The sequence below is a fragment of the Poritiphilus flavus genome, from assembly GCF_009901585.1.
GTDB lineage: Bacteria > Bacteroidota > Bacteroidia > Flavobacteriales > Flavobacteriaceae > Poritiphilus > Poritiphilus flavus.
Genome location: NZ_WXYO01000007.1, coordinates 29,322 through 49,769, shown reverse-complemented (window position 1 = coordinate 49,769; position 20,448 = coordinate 29,322). Strand labels below are relative to the sequence as shown.

Annotated in this window: 21 protein-coding genes; 7 read left to right on the top strand and 14 right to left on the bottom strand. The window is 44.9% G+C overall.

What is annotated here, in order from left to right; translation table 11 throughout:
- Positions 1 to 6: 6 nt before the first annotated feature.
- From GTQ38_RS15335 to recN, 6 genes are all read right to left on the bottom strand, one after another.
- Positions 7 to 1,587, bottom strand: coding sequence for a sensor histidine kinase (locus GTQ38_RS15335; protein ID WP_238857970.1), 1,581 nt, complete (start codon positions 1,585 to 1,587; stop codon positions 7 to 9).
- Between the two features lie 67 nt (positions 1,588 to 1,654).
- Positions 1,655 to 2,254: a dephospho-CoA kinase gene (gene coaE, locus GTQ38_RS15330; RefSeq protein WP_161436437.1), complete on the bottom strand. Its 600-nt coding sequence runs from the start codon at positions 2,252 to 2,254 to the stop codon at positions 1,655 to 1,657.
- Positions 2,251 to 3,204 (bottom strand): CdaR family protein, encoded by a 954-nt coding sequence (locus tag GTQ38_RS21195; protein WP_161436436.1) that lies wholly within the window; start codon positions 3,202 to 3,204, stop codon positions 2,251 to 2,253. The genes coaE and GTQ38_RS21195 overlap by 4 nt, the downstream gene beginning before the upstream one ends.
- 4 nt (positions 3,205 to 3,208) lie before the next feature.
- A complete protein-coding gene (locus tag GTQ38_RS15320; RefSeq protein ID WP_161436435.1) occupies positions 3,209 to 4,243 on the bottom strand; it encodes a glycosyltransferase in 1,035 nt (344 codons plus the stop codon).
- A gap of 70 nt (positions 4,244 to 4,313) precedes the next feature.
- A complete protein-coding gene (locus GTQ38_RS15315) occupies positions 4,314 to 5,123 on the bottom strand; it encodes an enoyl-ACP reductase FabI (protein WP_161436434.1) in 810 nt (269 codons plus the stop codon).
- Positions 5,124 to 5,225: 102 nt separating this feature from the next.
- On the bottom strand, positions 5,226 to 6,878 hold the full coding sequence (gene recN / locus GTQ38_RS15310) for a DNA repair protein RecN (RefSeq protein ID WP_161436433.1): 1,653 nt from the start codon (positions 6,876 to 6,878) through the stop codon (positions 5,226 to 5,228).
- Between the two features lie 162 nt (positions 6,879 to 7,040).
- On the opposite strand from recN, the gene GTQ38_RS15305 reads away from it, so the two are divergent.
- Positions 7,041 to 8,081, top strand: coding sequence for a GyrI-like domain-containing protein (locus GTQ38_RS15305; protein WP_161436432.1), 1,041 nt, complete (start codon positions 7,041 to 7,043; stop codon positions 8,079 to 8,081).
- 53 nt (positions 8,082 to 8,134) lie between these two features.
- Here the strand turns inward: GTQ38_RS15305 and porD are convergent, their stop codons facing one another.
- From porD to GTQ38_RS15275, 6 genes are all read right to left on the bottom strand, one after another.
- Positions 8,135 to 9,028 carry a type IX secretion system protein PorD gene (gene porD, locus GTQ38_RS15300; protein ID WP_161436784.1) on the bottom strand — a complete coding sequence of 298 codons (894 nt, stop codon included), beginning with the start codon at positions 9,026 to 9,028 and terminating at the stop codon, positions 8,135 to 8,137.
- Positions 9,021 to 10,226, bottom strand: coding sequence for a bifunctional phosphopantothenoylcysteine decarboxylase/phosphopantothenate--cysteine ligase CoaBC (gene coaBC / locus GTQ38_RS15295; RefSeq protein WP_161436431.1), 1,206 nt, complete (start codon positions 10,224 to 10,226; stop codon positions 9,021 to 9,023). Before coaBC ends, porD begins: the two co-directional genes overlap by 8 nt.
- A gap of 1 nt (position 10,227) precedes the next feature.
- Positions 10,228 to 10,563, bottom strand: a complete 336-nt coding sequence (locus GTQ38_RS15290) for a DNA-directed RNA polymerase subunit omega (protein ID WP_394350969.1) — start codon at positions 10,561 to 10,563, stop codon at positions 10,228 to 10,230.
- Positions 10,560 to 11,390 (bottom strand): outer membrane protein assembly factor BamD, encoded by an 831-nt coding sequence (locus tag GTQ38_RS15285; RefSeq protein ID WP_238857969.1) that lies wholly within the window; start codon positions 11,388 to 11,390, stop codon positions 10,560 to 10,562. Before GTQ38_RS15285 ends, GTQ38_RS15290 begins: the two co-directional genes overlap by 4 nt.
- 129 nt (positions 11,391 to 11,519) lie before the next feature.
- Positions 11,520 to 12,410 (bottom strand): 4-hydroxy-tetrahydrodipicolinate synthase, encoded by an 891-nt coding sequence (gene dapA / locus GTQ38_RS15280; protein ID WP_161436429.1) that lies wholly within the window; start codon positions 12,408 to 12,410, stop codon positions 11,520 to 11,522.
- Positions 12,407 to 12,946, bottom strand: coding sequence for a DUF6913 domain-containing protein (locus tag GTQ38_RS15275; protein ID WP_161436428.1), 540 nt, complete (start codon positions 12,944 to 12,946; stop codon positions 12,407 to 12,409). Before GTQ38_RS15275 ends, dapA begins: the two co-directional genes overlap by 4 nt.
- Before the next feature lie 66 nt (positions 12,947 to 13,012).
- Between GTQ38_RS15275 and GTQ38_RS15270 the strand changes: the two genes are divergently transcribed.
- The 6 genes from GTQ38_RS15270 (at position 13,013) to GTQ38_RS15245 (ending at position 19,501) form a co-directional block, all read left to right on the top strand.
- A complete protein-coding gene (locus GTQ38_RS15270; RefSeq protein ID WP_161436427.1) occupies positions 13,013 to 13,777 on the top strand; it encodes a 5'-nucleotidase C-terminal domain-containing protein in 765 nt (254 codons plus the stop codon).
- Between the two features lie 3 nt (positions 13,778 to 13,780).
- On the top strand, positions 13,781 to 14,695 hold the full coding sequence (locus GTQ38_RS15265) for a bifunctional metallophosphatase/5'-nucleotidase (protein ID WP_161436426.1): 915 nt from the start codon (positions 13,781 to 13,783) through the stop codon (positions 14,693 to 14,695).
- A gap of 9 nt (positions 14,696 to 14,704) precedes the next feature.
- Complete coding sequence (fdhD, locus tag GTQ38_RS15260) at positions 14,705 to 15,529, top strand: formate dehydrogenase accessory sulfurtransferase FdhD (protein WP_161436425.1); 825 nt, start codon at positions 14,705 to 14,707, stop codon at positions 15,527 to 15,529.
- A gap of 15 nt (positions 15,530 to 15,544) precedes the next feature.
- On the top strand, positions 15,545 to 17,860 hold the full coding sequence (locus GTQ38_RS15255) for an FdhF/YdeP family oxidoreductase (RefSeq protein ID WP_161436424.1): 2,316 nt from the start codon (positions 15,545 to 15,547) through the stop codon (positions 17,858 to 17,860).
- Between the two features lie 106 nt (positions 17,861 to 17,966).
- A complete protein-coding gene (gene ahr / locus GTQ38_RS15250) occupies positions 17,967 to 18,977 on the top strand; it encodes an NADPH-dependent aldehyde reductase Ahr (protein WP_161436423.1) in 1,011 nt (336 codons plus the stop codon).
- A gap of 71 nt (positions 18,978 to 19,048) precedes the next feature.
- Positions 19,049 to 19,501 carry a hypothetical protein gene (locus GTQ38_RS15245; protein ID WP_161436422.1) on the top strand — a complete coding sequence of 151 codons (453 nt, stop codon included), beginning with the start codon at positions 19,049 to 19,051 and terminating at the stop codon, positions 19,499 to 19,501.
- Between the two features lie 25 nt (positions 19,502 to 19,526).
- On the opposite strand, the gene GTQ38_RS15240 is transcribed toward GTQ38_RS15245, so the two are convergent.
- On the bottom strand, positions 19,527 to 19,823 hold the full coding sequence (locus tag GTQ38_RS15240) for a hypothetical protein (protein ID WP_161436421.1): 297 nt from the start codon (positions 19,821 to 19,823) through the stop codon (positions 19,527 to 19,529).
- A 24-nt stretch (positions 19,824 to 19,847) separates the two neighbouring features.
- Positions 19,848 to 20,432 (bottom strand): M23 family metallopeptidase, encoded by a 585-nt coding sequence (locus GTQ38_RS15235; protein WP_161436420.1) that lies wholly within the window; start codon positions 20,430 to 20,432, stop codon positions 19,848 to 19,850.
- Positions 20,433 to 20,448: the final 16 nt, after the last annotated feature.

Genomic DNA, 20,448 nt, shown 5'->3' with positions numbered 1-20,448 from the left:
AAAAAATTAAATTAAAGGTAGTTTAACGTAGAAAGTGCTTCCTTTTCCTTTTTCACTCTCTGCATAAACTTCCCCTTGGTGATCGTCTACTATTTTCTTTACATAGGCCAGTCCTAAGCCATGGCCTTTTACGTTATGTATATCTCCAGTGTGTTCTCTGTAAAACTTTTCAAAGACCTTCTTTACTACTGCTTTACTCATACCTGCACCCTGGTCTCTAATTTCAATTATAATATAGTTCTTGGCAACTTCGGTAACCACATCGACCCTTGGAGCCTCCGGAGAGTATTTGATGGCATTGTCCAGCATATTGACAATGACATTCTCAAAATGCATTGCATTTGCCAATACTTCAGACCTTTCCGCATTAAGGCTGGTGTGGATATAACCTCCCCTATCCAGCGCAATCAGCTCCATGTGGCTTATGGCGTCTTTGATTATGTCGTGCACGTCAACCCTGTCCTTACTGATGTCCAATTGGTTTTTCTCCAGTTTGGATATCCTCAGCACATTCTCCACCTGCGCATGCATTCGTTTGTTCTCCTCTCTTATCATCCCAAGGTATCGCTGTACTTTATCTTCATCGCTTATGATCTTAGGGTTGCGAATCGCCTCGACCGCCAAATTAATGGTCGCGATCGGCGTTTTGAACTCGTGTGTCATATTGTTAATGAAGTCCGACTTGATCTCGGAAATCTGTTTCTGACGGATCAACTGATAGATCGCCCCGGCGTAAGCCACCACGATAATAAAGGTGAACAGGAATGATAGAACAGCCATTCCAAGAATAGACTGTAAGAGAAACTTCTCCTTTTTCGGGAAGGTCAGCAATAGTGAAAAATTGCTATCACCTTCACTGTTCTTAAAGATCGGAGACTTATAAACATTGCTCTTTGCAAATTTAAAGCGCTTGGATCTGATCTTAGTAGGGAGCCCCCGGCTATAAATTCCGTATTCATAATCAATATCTATGCCCCGGTTGTTCAGTTCGCGATCGAGCAGCAATTCAATTTCCTGACGCGATACGCGCTTGTGAATGGCCACTTTTTCAGCATATTCCCGGTATACATCGTCAAAGACCGCCTTATCTATGGAAGAGAGCCCGCCTACCTTTTCCAATTTTTGAATAGGATTCAGCTTATAACTCTTACCATCCAACCCGTATTCTTCCCTAAATATGGTTTTGGTACGGGTACTGGTAAAATTCTTTATAGTTGTGCTATCAGAACCGTTGCCATTGTCAAAGAACGTTGAAGCTATATTATAATCCTCCTCTAAAATTCCATGTGAATAAAACATGATTTCATTGGAGTTAAGATCGCGATCTATAAAAAAGATATTGCTCAGATGAGAACTCTTAAATTCTCCCACGCTATCCTTGAGTCTTAAGAACTCATCGGAATAGTCTTTCATCTCCCGATCCTCGATCTTGTCGGTCACCTTGCTCAACATCTCGGAAACCGCACTGGAAAACTGTTCCTCTTTGTCTTCCACCGAACTCTTGATCCAATACAACTGAACTGCGATGATCCCAATAAGAGAAAGGCTCATTAAAATGACCAGAAGAACAAATAATCTCTTATTCATTGTTTTCGTAAAATTAAAAATTTAACCCCTAGTGAATCCTTTGTTTAACCTAACCTTAACAAAAATGTTAAAATTTGGCTGAGCCTGATGTTTTGGCTAGTTCAGCGTGGATTTTGGCTACTGCGGATTTCGTTTTTTCCAGGGATTTATTCTCGATCACAAAATCTGCTAACCCTCGTTTTTTTCTGTCACTCCACTGGTTCTTCATACGGGCTAAAATTTGGTCTTCCGTACTTCCGTCCCTGGCCATGATCCTCCGGATACGCTCCTTTTTTGGGGCCGTCACAAGGATCATTTTGTCATAGTTCACATAAGAACCGTTTTCGAATAAGATCGCGGCTTCCTGAATTACATAGGCGGCATTTTGCTTTTTTGCCCAGGACAAAAAGTGCTTTTTGACCGCCGGATGAACAATCGCATTGAGTTGCCCCAGTAGCTCTTTGTCGTTAAAAACCCTCTCCGCGATATAGTTTTTGTTTAACTTTTTACCCTTGTAGGCCTCGGAGCCAAACAGGGCTTTTATGGCCTTTACGACCTCTTCCGAAGCCACCATAAGTTCTTTTGCCTCCTTGTCCGAGTCATAAACAGGCACACCCAGGGATCTGAAAATTTTGCTAACTGTGGTTTTGCCACTGCCAATGCCTCCGGTAAGCCCTATTATCATCATTCCCTTTTCAAGATAAATTCCACCTGGGTCTGTAAGATCTGAGCGCTGTGAACACTCTCCGGTTTACTGATCAATTCTACATTAAGGAATTGCCTGGTTTCTTTGGTTTGGCCATAATCTGCCACAACCTTAAAATCAGAGGCGCCTATCTCCTTGAGTTTCTCTATCCTGGCCTTGCACAAAAGTGATACCACATTTGGGAAAGTCTTAATTTCTGTTCCTTCAGGAAGATTTATGACCTCTACCGGAACTTCAATGATCTTTTCTGAAAATCGGAACACCCTACCCGATATCTGAACGGAATTTGCCGAATACACCGTATGTTTAAGACTTTCCGATTTGTACAAGGCTGCAGTGGTCCTGAAACTATCCGTAAGATCGGTTAGGACCATTTCCAGAGTACTGACCCTATCAATTCCTGCCAATTCATCCTTAGGGCCCTTAACAGTGATAGTATCCGGGTCTACCTCAAGCTCTCCCTCCAACAGGTAATTCGGCCCAAGGTTTATTCCGATATTAAGGTCAACAGGTATCTCTTTTTCAAAAAGAGGCAGAAATTCAAAAAACAGCGTATCCCTGTCAACGTCCAATATGCTCATAGAGCCTGATAATTGTTTTTCGATCTGACTTCTATACTTCCCCTGGGGGACATAATAAGAAGATTCTACCATATCCAATTCAGACAGATCTATTTGAATTCGTTTGGGATTGAAGTTAAAAGCAAGAAACTGAAATCCGCTCGCTCTTAAGCGCGCTTCAACCTTGTCTTTAGAGGCCTTATCCATCAAAAGGCTATCCGGCACGTTGGTAAAAACCAAATGAAAGGTGGTCCGGCTGGTATAGGTTTCGGAGAGCCGGCTGACCAGCCAGGCCAAAAAAGAGCATAAAAGAAAAATCAGGAAGATCTTTACTTTTCTTCTTTGCAAGCCGTTTTTGATCTCGTTAATCACAGATTTAGGTGTTGAAAAACAATTCCGGGAAAACCTCTTCAGGTCTTCTGCCACTAAAATTAACCAAGATTACCGACTTGAGAAAACCATAACCGTAAGCAAGGAATTGGATCAGCACTGCGAAAATGGCCAGAAATGCCACAGAAAGACTGCGGTTTTTAAACATTGCATCTAAAAAAACCAACACAAAATACAGGACATAGAAGCCAGCCGGAATAAGCTTCCATGGATCCGGAAGCAGAAATAGTGAAAGCAGGGCAGCTATCCCGCCCAGGCAAAATACAGTCGGGAACCAATAAGTGATCTTCGCTGTATCCGGATGCCAGCGGTTAAGAATAGGTCTTACTTTGCCGAACTTCTTTATCTGGGCAAAAAACTTAGAAAAGTCTATTCTTCTTTTATGATAGACAAAAGCGGTAGGGATCAGACTGGTCTTAAATCCGGCCTTCCAAAGCCTTATACTAAGATCAGGGTCTTCTCCCGGGTGGATATTTCCAAACCCGTCTGTAGCAGCAAAAGCCTCTTTGGAAATGCCCATATTGAAACTCCGGGGCTGAAATTTACCTAACGAGGCTTCAGCGCCCCGTATACCACCAGTGGTTAATAGTGAGGTCATAGCGTAATTGATGGCCTTCTGGACCGGGCTAAAGGAAGCATGTGCGGTATCTGGACCACCAAAACAATCCGCAAAACCTTTTTTGAGCGCATCGGCAACTTCAGACAGATAGTTAGCCGGTAAGAGGCAGTCTGAATCCAGGATAAGAAAATAATTTCCTTTAGCGCGAGCCATACCATAGTTTCTGGAATCTCCCGGTCCCGTATTTTCTTTGAAGAAATACGCAATGTCCAGTTGCTTCTGAAATGAATCTACCACCTCCTTTGAACTGATACTGGAACCGTCTTCTACGATAACCACCTCAAAAGGAGACCCATAGCTTTGCGAAGCCAGACTTTCCAAAAGTTCCCGAATCTCATCGGGACGGTTGTACACTGGGATTACAAAAGAGAAGAACAGCTCTTTTTCCGGCTCCTTGTCCATGGATCAATTTTTACGGGACAGCGGGTGATTCCCCATTGCCCATTACCTTAGGCTTGGGACGATGCCAAACCTAAGAGAACTTGTCTATCACTTCCTGGCTTACGCCGGTTTTGGAAAAACCGCCATCGTGAAACAGGTTTTGCATGGTCACCTTGCGCGTAAGATCGGAAAACAGGGAGACGGTATAGTCCGCACAGTCCTGGGCCGTAGCATTACCCAAAGGAGACATTTTTTCCGCATAGCTGATGAAACCGTCAAAGCCCTTTACCCCCTGCCCTGCTGTAGTAGGTGTTGGGGATTGTGAGATCGTATTCACCCTGACCTTTTTTTCTTTACCAAAGAAATAGCCAAAACTACGCGCTACAGACTCCAGGTACGCCTTATTATCGGCCATATCGTTATAATCCGGAAAGGTCCTTTGTGCTGCCATATAGGTAAGGGCTACAATACTGCCCCACTCGTTCATGGCATCCGCCTTGTAAAGACTTTGCATCACCTTGTGAAAAGATAGGGCTGAAACATCCCAGCCTTTGGAAGTGAAATCGTATTTCTCATCCGTATAGTGTCTTCCTTTACGCACATTCACCGACATGCCGATAGAATGCAGCACGAAATCGAGCTTCCCTCCAAGGATCTCCATGGCCTTTTCTACCAAATTGGCCAAATCTTCCTCGCTTGTAGCGTCTGCAGGAATCACCTGGGAACCAGTCTTTTCCGCCAGGGCATTGATCTGCCCCATCCTCATGGCAATCGGCGCATTGGTAAGCACAAAGACACCTCCTTCTTCATGTACGCGTTCCGCGGTTTTCCAGGCTATGGAGTTTTCGTCCAAAGCTCCAAAAATGATCCCTTTTTTTCCTTTCAGTAAATTGTAAGACATATCGGTTTGCTTATTAATTTGGAGCCAAAGATATTTAAAAAAGACTAAAGAACATATAAATAAGGCCCCTGGTATACCCGGCTCAAAGGAAGATCGATCTGATCAATTCAACAGCTGTCTCGCATGTGCAAGGGCGGAATCAGAAAGTTCTTTTCCTCCTAACATTTCGGCAAGTTCAACGATCCGTTCGTCTGTGGAAAGCCTTTTCATTTCAGTCCTGGTCATTTGTTCAGAGTCTTCTTTATAAACCTTGTAGTGATGGTCCCCTTTGGAGGCCACCTGGGGTAAGTGCGTAATGGCGAATACCTGCATATGCTGACTCATTTTGCGCATGATATCGGCCATTCTGTTCGAGATCTCGCCAGAGACCCCGGTATCGATCTCGTCGAACATCAGAGTGGGCAGTTTTTCGTGCTGCGATAAAACAGCCTTTATTACCAGCATAATACGGGAAAGTTCCCCTCCGGAAGCCACTTTCTTTAAGGGACCGTAATCAGTACCCTTGTTCGAAGACAGCAGGAAAAGTATGCGGTCCCTGCCGGTTGTTCCGTAGTCCGATGCAGCTTCCAGCGTTATCTTGAAAGTGGCATGCGGCATTCCAAGTGCCGCCAGATCTTCCTCAAGCTGACGGCTCAACTCTGGTATGGCAGCCTGTCGCTTCAGATTCAACTCCTCTGCCAGCTTCAGAAGTTCCGCTTCCTGTTTGGCAAGAAGGCTCTTTTGCACCTCAATATCTTCGTCCAGGTGTTCCGTTCTATCCACTTTTTCCCTAAGATCATCCCTGATTTCCAATAGCTCGGTAACTGTTGTTGCCCCGTGCTTTTTCTTTAAGTCGAAAAGGGATTGTAAAAGTCCATTAACCTCTTCCAAACGGTTGGGATCCGTCTCTACGGATTCTTCCAGGGACTGCATCTCGGAAGCGATGTCATCCGCCTCTATGTGCAGGGATTGGATCCTTTCGTTCAAGTCCGAATATGCGGATCCGAATGAAGTCAGTTTGCCAATAGCCAGTTTCAGTTCGTAGAGCAGAGCCAGAATTCCTGAATTCTCGTTCTGTAAAAGTTGGTGGCCGGCAGACATTTGAGAAAGGATGGTCTCTACATTGTTCAATTGCTCGTATTGGTTCTCTAATTCCTCCTGCATACCTTCCTTCAGTGGTGTGCTCTCCAATTCATTGAGCAAAAAACTGTTGTAGTCCTGATCTTTGATCGCATTCTGTTGTTGTTGCAACAGGGCATCGAGCTCCGTAGCGGTATTTTTGTAGGCCGCAAGCGAAGATCGGTAGGTCTTTAGCAGCTTTGAATTTCCGGCAATAGCGTCTATGATCTTAAGCTGAAAGTCGTGCTCTGCCAAGAGCAGTGTCTGATGTTGAGAATGCACATCTATCAGCCTCCCGCCCAAACCAGTAAGCACTTCCAGGGTGACAGGCGTATCATTAATGAAAGCCCTTGATTTGCCGCTGGGCAATATTTCCCTGCGTACGATGGTCTGTACATCATAATCCAGATCGTTGGATTCGAAAAATGATTGAAGCTCATAGCCTCCTAAACTGAACTGGGCTTCAATAATACATTTAGACGTCTTATCCCTTAAGGAATTGAGATCCGCACGCTTTCCCAGCACCATGGAAAGTCCTTCCAAAAGAATGGATTTACCTGCCCCGGTCTCTCCGGTGATCACCGTAAAGCCGTCCTTAAACGATACATTGAGATCGTCTATGATGGCGTAATTCTTTATGGAAAGTTGGGTAAGCAAAAGGATTAGTTTTAAGCGTGGTAAATATAAGTATTCCCAAATGAAAAAGTTTAGATGAATGCCCGGATTTAGGATTTTTGTACAGTCGAGATAGACCGATTTTAGCTTCAGGCCCTGAAAATTTGTACCTTAGGCAGACTCACAATCTAAAAGTAATAAACTATGAAAATTCTTAAGTATGTATTGCTCTTTCTGGTGATCGTAGCGCTAGCCTTAGGGATCTATGCCTATTTCCAACCAAGCGAGTACGAATTTAGCCGAACACGGGTACTAAAAGCTCCCGCAGAGATCGTTTATGCCAATGTGGACGATTACAAACTATGGGAAACCTGGGGTCCCTGGCACGAACAGGATCCCAGTATCGTTGCAACCTACAACGAAAAGACCAAAGGACCCGGCGTTTCCTACAGCTGGACCAGCGATCAGGGAGACGGTAAGGCCACCCGGGTAGAAGCTGTACCTTACGAATCCTTGTCAGACGACCTGGATTTTGGTGGTATGGGCAAAGCCACAGCATTCTGGAAATTCAATCCGGTTGAAGGAGGTACCGAGGTCACCTGGGGAATGCGGGCAGATAACACCCCTTATATTATGAAATTCTTTAGCGCCATTAGCGGAGGCTACGAGAATATGATGGGACCTATGTATGAGAGAGGCCTTGAAAAGTTAGATAGCATTAGCCAGATCCAGGCTGCCGAATATGCTGAAATGATGAACGCCTCTTCACATAGCGAGGTTAGCAAAAAGCCCATGGATACACAGAAATTCATCGGCTATGCGCACTCGGCAAAAATTGCTGACTCTGATGGAATGAAGAACATATTTGAAACTTCTATGCCTAAAGCAGGAATGTACGCCGCTGAAAAAGGGTTAGAAGCAGGAGAATACGTTCCCGGAGCTATCTATACCAAATGGGATGAAGAAAAGGGAGAGACTGACTTTATTGTTGGGCTATTCCTAATGAAAGATGTGGCCGCTGCCGATGGTATGGAGAGCGTTAAATTACCCAAAGGAGATGTGGTAATGGTAAGCAAATTCGGAAATTACGGTGTTGGGGATGATGAGGCTCATGGAGCAATTGCCAGTTATATTGCCGAAAACAAATTGACCATCAACGGGCCTATTTACACTATGTTTGTCAATGATCCGACAACCGTAAAACCCAATGAGATCCAAACGGATATATACTATCCGGTAAAGTAATTGAAAACAGTAAGCCCGGGAGTACCCGGGCTTTTTTTGTTATTTCCTTAGTGCTAGTATTGAATATCGTTCCAGGTACTGGAATAAAATGGCGCCACCCGGTTTAAGGTCTCCTTTAGTTTAACGATATCAACCTTGGGTCCATCCGAGAAAACGTTTTGGATCTCTTCGGATTTCGCATCGAAAAAAGTTTGAATCAAAAAGGCATTCGGCCTGCGTTTTACCAGGGTCTCAAAAAGTCTCATCGTACCTGCGATCACCTGTTTTCCGGTACTATTGTTATCCCCAAGAATATCCAGTCCTTTGCGGTGATAATTATACATGGCGATGCGGTATTCCCTAAAAGTATTTGAAAGCAGGTTATCGATTAGTTCAAAGCGGGTACGATTGTCAGTAGCGGTCTGACTCCAACCTTCAAAATTGGTTCCCTGAGCTTGAGTAACGATTTGCTGCGCTTTCTTGTAAAGTTCAGTCCCTCCTTCCAGTGAAAAGGTATCTGCATCCAAACCAAGCATAACGTAAACGTAATAAGAAACCACCCCAATAAGATTGGAAGTGAATACGGTTTCATTGAATACCAGGGGTTGAAATTCTATATACTCGAAATTAAAGTTGTCATCTTTATAGTTAAAAACGGGACTTTCGTACGAAGTATTGAATACGGGCCTGGAAGACTGTAGCTGGATTGTAGCTTCAAAACGATTAGACTCAAAATTGGTCACGGTAATGAACATGCGACAATTCAACCTTTCATTCTCATTATAAACCCTGTTGGTCCACTTGGTTTTATTCACCATATCGTTAAGGGAACGCTCCAGGGTCCTGAATATTTGTTGATTGGTCTGGTTCACCTGATCCGAATTCACCGTTACCACGCAATTCAGTTCCTGCCCCTTAAGAATAAGCGAGAAACACAAGGAGATTGAGAGTATGAAGAAGTTACGCATGTATCCGGGAAATAATTTCATTGAGAATGTCCTTAGCGACCGCAGCCTTCGTTTTTAGAGCAAACGTTTTTATCTCTGAATTCTTGTCTATAAAGGTTATTTTATTGGTTTCTTTTCCAAAACCCGCACCCGCATCATTAAGCGAATTCAGGATTATGGCGTCCAGGTTTTTCTTTTTTAGTTTGGCTTTGGCATTTTCCAGCTCGTTCTCCGTCTCCAGTGCGAAGCCAACTAAAAACTGATCCTTTTTCTTTTCACCCAAAGATCTCAATACATCCTTATTCTTCACCAATTTAATGATCAGCTCCGGATCTGATTTCTTGATCTTCTGGTCCGCAACACTTTCGGGTCTGTAATCGGCCACGGCAGCAGCGGCAATGGCAATATCCACCTGATCAAAATATTGATGTGCTGCCTGGAACATTTCCTCAGCCGAAATCACAGGCACTACGGTAATGAGCGGATCGGAAGACTGAAGATGTGTAGGCCCGGAAATCAGTATGACTTCGGCGCCCAGGGCTGCAGCAGCGGCCCCAAGTTCAAATCCCATTCTTCCCGAAGAGTGATTGCCGATAAAGCGTACAGGGTCTATAGCTTCATAAGTCGGGCCCGCGGTGATCAGCACCTTTTTCCCACTCAATGGCAGGCCCGCACTTAAATGTTCTACTACAAATTGCAGAATGTCTTCCGGTTCTGCCATTCGGCCTTCTCCATGCAGTCCGCTTGCCAGTTCCCCGGAAGCCGCGGGTATCATGATATTTCCGAATTCCTGCAATTTCTCAAAGGAGGCTTTGGAGCTTGGGTGATTGTACATGTCCAGGTCCATCGCAGGTGCAAAAAATACAGGGCATTTGGCTGAAAGATAGGTGGCGAGCAACAGGTTATCACAGGTTCCGCTGGTCATTTTAGACAAGGTGTTTGCCGTAGCCGGGGCGATGATCATCAGATCCGCCCATAGGCCTAACTCAACATGATTGTTCCAGTCAATACTGCCTTCTTCCTCATTTACAAAACTGCTTACCACCGGATTTTTGGATAGTGTCGCAAGGGTAAGTGGAGAAACAAAAGAAGCCGCGCTTGGGGTTAATATTACCTTAACCTTAGCACCGGCTTTTATAAGTAATCGAACTAAGAATGTTGTTTTATAAGCAGCTATTCCCCCGGTAATTCCCAAAAGGATGTTCTTGCCACCCAACATTTTACTGCTCGTCTTTCTCTGTATTTCTGTAGTATATTTTGTCCTCTAACCACTCCATAACCGCAAGGGCGTGAGGCTTTGGAAGTTTCTCGTAGAATTTGGAAACCTCTATTTGTTCCTTGTTCTCAAATACCTCCTCCAAACTGTCGCTATAGGTAGCAAACTCTTCCAGTTTTTCCAGAAGTTCTTTTTTGATCTCAGCATTGATCTGAATTGCTCTCTTGGCCGAAATGGAGATAGCTTCGTAAATGTTTTCGGTTTTGCTATCAAACTCGTTTCGGTTGATGGTTACCGTAGAAACCGGAGCTTTTGAATTCTTTAGATCGTTCATATTCATCTTGTAAGGTTTTCTTGTGCCGTAATACTTGCTAACTCCCGGTCAACTTTGGCTATCAGATTATTGGCTGCCTTGGCATATTTAGTTTCCGGGAAATACTTCATTAAATTATTGTAGGCTGATTTCGCGTCGTCAAGCCTTTCTCTTTTCTTACCAAATGTACTGTTCAGGGCCAGGGCAGTTGTAGCCTCAACCTTGAGGTACAGGGCATCTTCTCTGTAGATGGAACCCGGATGGTCTGAAATGAAATTATCCAATGCCGCGATGGCCGAAATATTGTAATCCAGAATGTAAGATTTACCCAGCTTGGTGAATTGCTTGGCAATCTCATAGGCTTTACGCTCTTTTTTTGTGGTTAATTCCTGAGCCATGATGTTGGCTTCAGCAAAAAACTCACTATCCGGATAGGTATTGATGAAATTCTGCAATTTGATCAGTGCTTTTTCCGTATCCGTCTGATCCAGGGAGTAACGCGGCGAAAGTTTATAGTAACTCTTAGCCCCCAGGAAGGAAGCCTCAGCCACCTTGTCACTCTTAGGGTAAGACTTTATAAAACGTTCGAACTGATACCCTGCAAAATTGTAGTCCTTGATCTGAAAATAGGAGTTGGCGAGAAAAAACATCACTCTTTCACCCTGGGGCTTTCCTACATACTTAGGTGAAATTTGTTCAAACAGGCGATTGGCCCTTTTGAAATCACCTTCATTGTAATAGCGTTCGGCCAAATCGTACTTAGCCTTGACATCTTCGTTCTTAAGTACTTTTTGGTATTCATTACAGGCACTGAACAGTACCAAAACCAAAGCAAGCAGGAAAACTGACCTCATTTTCGAAAACATTTTGCAAAATTAGGGATTCTATACGGAATATGAAACTATTTCTTTACCACTAAAGTAATAGGTTGCAAGACAGTAGCGAAGGATTTTTGCTAAGATTTAACGCAATATTGGCAGCTGCTAAGCCGGTATTCCGGTCCGGGACTGGACAAAGCTGGCTATTTTGGCCTTTAATTTATCGGTAGCCTCAACAAGGGGAAGTCTTACCCTGGCATTCGACAATCCGAGGGTTTCAAAAACAGCTTTGATACCGGCGGGGTTTCCTTCTTCAAAAATGAGATGCATTCCTTCTTCCAATGCCAGATGCAATTCCTTGGCTTCCTTATAGGAACCTCCCAGGGCCAGGTTGATCATTCTTGAGAAATCTGCTGGCAATCCCTGCCCCAGGACGGAGATCACCCCTGTTCCACCGGCCTGTACCGTAGGTAGTGCTGTAAAGTCATCACCGGAGATCACTTCAAAGCCGCTGGGCTTGCCCTCGATAATCGCCCTGATCTGATCCATATCCCCTGAGGCTTCCTTGATCGCTACCACATTCTCAAAGTCTTCAGCCAACCTTACCACCGTGGCCGGAAGCATATTGCTGCCTGTTCTTCCAGGAACATTGTAGAGAATTATTGGTTTTGGGGAAGCTTTGGCCAAAGTAGCGAAGTGTTGATAGATACCTTCCTGGGTGGGTTTATTGTAATATGGGGAAACGGACAATACCGCGTCATATTGGTCCAGATTAGTACTTCTAAGCTCCTCGGCCAGTTGTGCAGTATTATTTCCGCCAATTCCTACCACCAGCGGCAGTCTGCCGGCATTTTCGTCAGCTACGGTCTTCATCACAAGCTGCTTCTCTGTTTTGCCCAGGGTAACGGCCTCTCCCGTTGTTCCGAGTGCGACCAGGTAATCCAGTCCTCCTTCGATACAGTGTCTGACGATGCGCCTAAGCGCTTCTTCGTCTACGGTCAGATCATCTTTGAATGGTGTAACTAACGCTACACCAGTTCCGTATAATTCCTTCATATCTCAATTTCATTGAAAACCTTCAAATACTTCTTCAATTCGCTTTTGAACGTTTTAAAATCCTCCATTTTGGTTTCAAGGATCAGGTCGTTCAAATTTGCATCAACCTCCTTAAAACCTACATTAAAACGGGCCTTGGTCTTCACTGTCATTAGCTGTAAAAGCAGGTTTTCCTGCTTGTAGTAGTTTACCAGCAGATCGTACTCCCTACTTAAGAACTCCAATGCATAGCTGTTTTCTATAGCCCCGTTCCACCCCAGATCCTTGTCCGAGAACACCGGGGTCGCGTAAGGGGAATTCTTGTCGTAATAACTTTTATAACCAATAATTTTTACCGCATTGGGCCTCAGATTAAAATCTTCTACGAACTCGTAGAAAACCTCGGCCTTGTCAAACTTGTCGAGATCCACGATCACTCCAATGGTCCTTAACCCTTTGCCTCTGGTTGACTCGGAAGTTGGATGTCTTAATTCCTCTTTTAGATATTTAAGTCCGGATTTGTACTTAAATTTATCCGTAAGTCCCTTTAAAAACATGTACTTTTACATTTATACAAATGTAAATAATATCCGTGCAACTGTGGCGCTAAGGTAAAAAGGTTTATGATTTTAAAAATAAAACATTTTGTTATATTTATAACAATTGTTGGATTTGCTTCCTGCGGCGACAAGCCTCAGAGCCTTGCCGAAGTAAAGGGAAAACAACTGCCTATCAGCGACTCCCTGATGCGTTCAGATTCTATAGAAGCCTTTGTTGCACCCTACCGCAGGCGCGTGAACGAGGTACTGGATAGCACCCTGGCCTACGCTGCTTTTACTATTACCAAAGAAGAGGGTGAGCTCAATACCCCTGCCGGGAATCTTATGGCGGACATCATTCTGGAGCAGGCCAGTCCGATATTCGAATCCAGGTCAGGCAAAGCGGTGGATTTTGTGGTCTTGAACCACGGTGGAATTCGAAGTATCATCTCCCAGGGAGCTGTTACAGCCAGAACGGCCTATGAGGTCATGCCCTTTGAGAATAATATTTCTGTAGTTGAACTAAACGGTCAGCTGGTCCGCCGGTTGATCGCCCATTTGATACAGTCGGACAGGCCTCACCCAATCGCGGGAATGCAGATCGTTATAGACCGGAATAACCGGCTAGAATCCGTGAATATTCAGGGTAAGCCTTTTGATGAGAACCGGAATTACTTTGTGGCAACTTCCAGTTACCTGGTGACCGGTGGTGATGATATGGGTTTTTTCAAGGATGGTTTAAGTTTTGAGGATACCAACTACCTCATACGCAATGCAATGATCGACTATTTCAAGAAAGCGGATACCTTAAGACCTGTGGTTGACGACCGGTTCATTAAACTCAACTAAATCATGAAAAGAAGGGCATTTTTATCTAAAACCGCGGCCGGAAGCGCTTTCCTGGGCTTCGGTGGAGGGCTTTTGAACAGTTGTTCCGGGTTTGGCAAAAAACAGATCACCATTTTGCACACCAACGATGTTCACAGCCATATTGATGCTTTCCCGACGGATCATGGGGCCTTCCCCAATATGGGAGGTTTAGCCCGAAGAGCATATTTAATTGACTCGATCAGACAGGAAAATCCCAATACCCTTTTACTGGATGCCGGAGATATATTCCAGGGTACGCCATACTTCAACTTTTACGGAGGAGAACTGGAGTTTAAGTTAATGAGCAAATTGAAGTACGATGCCGCTACTATTGGCAATCACGATTTTGACAACGGAATTGAGGGACTTCTGGCGCAAATGCCACATGCGAGTTTTGATCTGCTCTCTGCCAATTACGATTTCTCTGACACCGTTCTGGACGGCCGTATCAAGGCCTATAAAACCTATTTGCTGGATGGTATCAAGGTGGGTGTCTTTGGGCTGGGCATTAAGCTAAACGGATTGGTCACCAAGGAATTGTACAAAGAAACGAAGTACCTTGATCCCATTGAGATAGCGCAGGATATGAGCAGGGTCTTAAAAAAGGAGGAACAATGTGATCTGGTTATCTGCTTAAGCCATTTAGGATTTGATTATGAAGATAAACCGGAAAGACCCAGTGATCTGATATTGGCTTCCAATACGGAGGATATTGACCTGATCATCGGTGGGCACACTCATACTTTCCTGGATAAGCCTGTGATTATGCGCAATAGAAAAGGATTGGAAACTCTGGTGAATCAGGTGGGTTGCTACGGAGTGAACCTGGGGAGGATAGATTTCTATTTTGACGATCAGAACAATCGGTCTTCAGAAGGGGTCCGAATTATCGTTTAATCCCCCAGAATGGAAAAAGAGGCTGTAGAGCATATTCGCATAAAGAAGATCCGGAGCAAGGAGATCAGCTTCGAGGAAGACCTATTGGCCTGTGAAGAACCTCTTGAAATTCTTATCAAGCTTCCCGGCACCAGTGAACATACTGCTCCTAAGACCATATCCATAACCATGCGTACTCCGGGAGCGGATTCGGATCTTGCCCTGGGTTTTCTCTTTACTGAAGGCATACTGACCGACTTTAGTCAGGTGGCGAAGGTAGCTGAAGGGAACAATTCGACCTTGGTCACCCTAAAATCCGCAGAAACTGTAGATCTCAGTAAACTGGAACGACATTTTTATACCAGTAGCAGCTGTGGGGTCTGTGGAAAAACAAGCATTGATTTTTTACGCCTGGCACCCAAATGGAAATCGGTCAGCACGGATTGGAAAGTATCATCTGAAGTACTTCAAACGCTTCCTGCCAAATTGCGGGATCAACAGGCCGTATTTGAGCGAACCGGCGGATTGCACGCAGCGGCGCTTTTTAGTAATTCAGGAGAACTATTACAGCTTTGTGAAGATATAGGCAGGCACAATGCCCTGGACAAGCTCATCGGCCAGGCATTTCAGAACGATACCTTGCCTTTGGAAAAGTACCTGTTGTTATTGAGTGGAAGAGCCAGTTTTGAGCTAATACAAAAAGCTGTAATGGCCGGTATTCCCATGGTAGCGGCTGTAGGAGCACCTTCTAACCTGGCCGTGGAACTGGCGAAGGAGTTCAATATCAGCCTGATTGGTTTTCTTAAACGGCATGGTTTCAATATCTATAATGAGGGGAACTGTATTGAAATTTAAGGTATCTTATCACTTATGAAAGAGGAAGGTCAAAAACAGTTGTCAAAAGCGACGACTCCTGAAGATCTTACCGGCCTGAAAAAGTCAGCGCCTAAAGAAACGGCTGCGGGCCTGCCGGCGGTACTGTCTTCAGGAAAGCACCTATTGAAGGAAATGAGCCCGGGAAGGGCCTTCAAGGTATTGAAGAACCTCAATCAGAAAGATGGAATAGATTGCCCGGGTTGTGCCTGGCCCGATCCTGATGACGAACGCAGCACTCTGGCGGAGTATTGCGAGAACGGTGCTAAGGCCATTGCCGAAGAAGCCACACAAAAAAGACTACTTCCTTCTTTCTTTTCAAAATACAGCGTAGCGGAACTCAGTGCCTGGTCTGACTACGAATTGGGCAAAAAAGGACGGATCGCCCAACCCATGTTCCTGGAAAAAGGAGCCTCCCATTACAAGGAGATCTCCTGGGAAGATGCATTCAAGCATATCGCAAAACGACTTAATACATTGCAAAGTCCGAATGAGGTCATATTCTACACCTCAGGCAGGACCAGCAATGAAGCGGCCTTTCTGTATCAGCTGTTTGTCAGGGAATTTGGAACAAACAACCTCCCGGATTGCAGTAATATGTGCCACGAAAGTAGCGGGGTTGCGCTTTCCGAGACTTTGGGTATTGGAAAAGGCTCGGTAAAGCTTCAGGACTTCTACGAGACTGAGCTCATCCTGATCATGGGGCAAAATCCCGGAACAAATCATCCGAGAATGTTGGCTGCCCTGCAAAAGGCCAAGAAAGCTGGCGCTAAGATCATAGCCATAAACCCGATCAAGGAGGCTGGTCTTATGAATTTCAGCAATCCCCAGCAGTTTAAAGGCCTTATCGGAGGCAAGACCAGGCTGGCCGACCTGTATTTACAGCCCAGGATAAACGGAGATATGGCCTTGCTACAAGCCCTTGTAAAATTGCTTTTGGAGAAAGAGGACCAAAATCCTGGTACAGTATTCGACCTGACTTTCATCGAACAAAAAACAGAAGGCTTTCAATCTTATATGGATCATATTAGAGATCAGGATCTGCAGAGCCTTGTAAAAGAGTCCGGAGTTGAACTGGATACTCTGAAAGAAGTAGCTTCTCTTTTGGAAAATAAGCAGAAGATCATTGCATGTTGGGCAATGGGCCTTACACAACATAAGAACTCGGTTAACACCATAAAAGAAGTTGTAAATCTGTTGTTGTTAAAGGGAAGTGTAGGAAAAAGAGGTGCTGGTACCTGCCCGGTAAGAGGCCATAGCAATGTTCAGGGAGATCGCACCATGGGGATCTACGAGAAGCCCTCTCAGGCTTTTCTGGATAGGCTGGAAGAAAACTTTGGTTTCTCCCCGCCAAGGGCGGCAGGACATAACACGGTAGAAAGTATACAAGCCATGCATGAGGGATCTGCCAGGGTATTTTTTGCCATGGGTGGGAATTTCCTTTCTGCCACTCCCGATACACTTTATACAGCTGAGGCACTAAGAAAATGCGATCTTACGGTTCAGGTATCTACCAAGCTCAACCGCAGCCATCTGGTTCATGGCGAAGAGGCTATTATCCTGCCCTGTTTGGCAAGGACCGATGAGGATGTAAAACAAGGAGAAAGGCAATTTGTAAGCGTGGAAAATTCCATGGGTGTGGTCCACAGCTCCACTGGCAAACTAAAACCGGTTTCTCAAAAATTGCTTAGCGAACCCGAGATCGTATGCAGGCTTGCCCAGAGTGTCAATCCGGATAGCCGTATTCCCTGGTCAGAATATCTTATACATTACGATAGCATCCGGGATGCGATCGAATCCTGTATTCCGGGTTTCGAAGATTACAATAAGCGCGTTAGGCAGGACGCGGGATTTTATCTGCCCAATGGTGCCAGGGACAACAACTACAAGACCCCTGATGGTAAGGCTCCGTTCAGTATTTCCCATATAGATCCCATCAAATTGGAAGAAGGGGAATTGCTGATGATGACCATTAGAAGTCACGATCAGTTCAACACCACGATTTACGGCCTGAATGACCGATACCGGGGAATATACAACGAGCGTAGGGTAGTACTTATGAATCCGGAAGATATAAGGGATCTCAAACAGCAGGAAGGTAATCTGGTGGATCTATTCAATAACCACGACGGTATCAGCAGGGTTGCCAGGAAGTTTATTGTGGTACCCTATGATATCCCTAGAAAATGTGCCGCCACTTACTTTCCCGAAGCGAACGTACTGGTACCTATTTCAAGTTTTGCGGAAAAGAGCCACACCCCTACTTCAAAATCCGTGGTAATTACTATAAAGCATCATCAGGCAGATACCTAAAAGGTGGTAGCCCCTGAAACTATTGTTTTTTTTCTGGAGACAGAAAAGGTAGGCCCATATGTTGTACCTTTAGGTCTATCGGTTTTTTCACTTTAATAAATTAGCTATGAGTACCATAAATGCCTATGCCGCCCTGGAGGCAGGTAACCAACTAGATCCTTTTACCTATGAACTCGGAGAGCTCGGTGCAGAGGAAGTAGATATCAAAGTACATTACTGCGGAATATGCCATTCGGACCTCAGTATGTTGAATAATGAATGGGGAATGACACAATACCCTTTTGTACCTGGTCATGAGATCGTAGGTGAGGTCGTTGCCATTGGAGAACACGTACAGACCGTTTCTGTTGGCGATCTTGTGGGGATGGGCTGGAACTCAGCTTCCTGTATGCACTGTAACCAGTGTATGCATGGTGAACACCATCTCTGCAACAATCTGGAGTCTACTATTGTTGGAAGGCATGGAGGATTTGCTGATCACGTCAGAGGACATTGGTCCTGGACGGTTCCCTTACCCGAAGGACTGGATATCAGCAAGGCGGGACCATTGTTCTGCGGAGGTATAACCGTTTTTAACCCCATTATACTTGCCGGGGTTCAGCCAACGGATACTGTTGGGGTAATTGGAATTGGCGGGCTGGGACATATGGCCTTAAAATTCCTCAACAAGTGGGGCTGTGAAGTGATCGCTTTTAGCTCCAATCCCGACAAAAAAGATCAGATACTTGAAATGGGAGCCACCAAAGTGATTAATTCCAGAGACCCTGAAGAACTGGAAAGCATCCAGGGCAGTTTGGATTTCATCCTGAACACCACTAATGTTACCCTGGACTGGAATGCTTTTCTGACTACCCTTGCACCTAAGGGAAGGTTTCATACAGTTGGAGCGGTATTGGAACCTATGGGAATTCCGGCTTTTTCTTTGATAATGGGTGAAAAATCCGTGGCGGGTAGCCCTCTGGGTAGTCCGGCACTTACGGCAACCATGCTCGATTTCTGCGCTCGGCACGACATCTACCCCATAGTAGAGGAATTTCCACTGGATGAGGTTAATGCTGCCATGAAACACCTGGAGGATGGTAAGGCCAGGTACCGGGTGGTACTCAAAATGATCTAGGGAATAATTTCAGAGATGCATTTTTGCGATATTCACTTTGCGGCGAAATTCCAATGGACTGGGAAGCATCTATGAAAAACAGCATAAACGGTCGGGTAAAACCCGGCTACGGAGTAGCATCAGGCAAGGGTGGTGATCGACGGTATCCCCAGGGTACACTGAGGGTCCAAGCTCCTTTTTTTAGTAATAAAGGCTTGGATCTGAGCCCTTATTTTATGGGAACCATCAATTTTGATATCAGTCCCTGTCGTTTTGCCATAGAACACCCAAAATACTTTTTTGAAAGTGTAAACTGGTCTGAACATATCCCTCCGGAAAATTTCTATTTTTTCGATCTGGTATTTTATTATAAAGGAGAAGAATTTAATGGTCTGATCTATATGCCGGATCCCAAAACAAAAGTAGAACACGAACAGCAAAATAGTACGTTGGAGTTGATCCTTCCTAGAATACCCGATCTGGGATATGGGGACGAAGCTTCCATATATGTGCCGGATGCGCAGCTAAAGTTTTACCTGGAATAATAAAATACAAATGGGTTGTGCCTGCTTATAGCAGTGCGCTGACGATATGTTCCAGTTCTTCTTCCAGGCTTTCTTCGGGAAAGGGTTTATTTGCTCTTCTGTACCAATATCCCGCATTCCACTGGTCGCCTTCCTTGCGATGTAAATAGGCATGTACCCAGCTACCTTCGTTGCTGTAGAGGTCCTCTATAATATCGTGCGCAGCCCCCCAATTTCCTTTGGCATCCCACCACAATGCCTGTAAGGCTTCCGGCCAGAGCTCAGGAGGCGCTTCGGTGCTAAGGGTTTCACGGAATTCAAAATAGGTTTTAGGCTTTGGCATAGGTCCTAAATTAAGATTTTTTGCTCAATCTGGCCTAAGCCAGGTATCCGGATCCAGGTAAAACATCTTTTTCCAACCCTGGACTGCTGTTCCATCGTATTTGGCAAAATATGGAAAAGGTGTTGTAATGGCGTAATGCAAATGCGGAGGTTTTCCCTTTGCATTCCCGGTATCTCCGACGGTACCTATTGGCGAGCCGGACCTGACCGGTTCTAAGGCAGTTACAGAGTAATCATCCAGATGAGCGTAGTAGTGGAATCGCCATTTAGGACCCAGTATCATCACAGACTTTCCTCCCTTTCCACCTTCATGAGTGTAAACTACCACCCCGTGTGTGGAAGAGATCACATCGGTACCTCTATCGGCAAAAATATCGATCCCTTTATGTGTCACGGAACTGCCCCAGGGATATGCCCAAAAAGATCCATCGTCCCAGTTGTTGAGGCCCGCTCCTTTTACTGGGATCACCATTTGCTGCGGTAGTAGAAAGCCCGCCAACAACAGAAGCATTGGAACTACCAGCCAAAAACGAGTCTGCCTGTCTTTCCATAACAAGAAGAAAATGGAAAGAAGCGCACTCCAGAACCTTTGGGTGGTGTTAGTGATCATAACATGAGAGATCCGT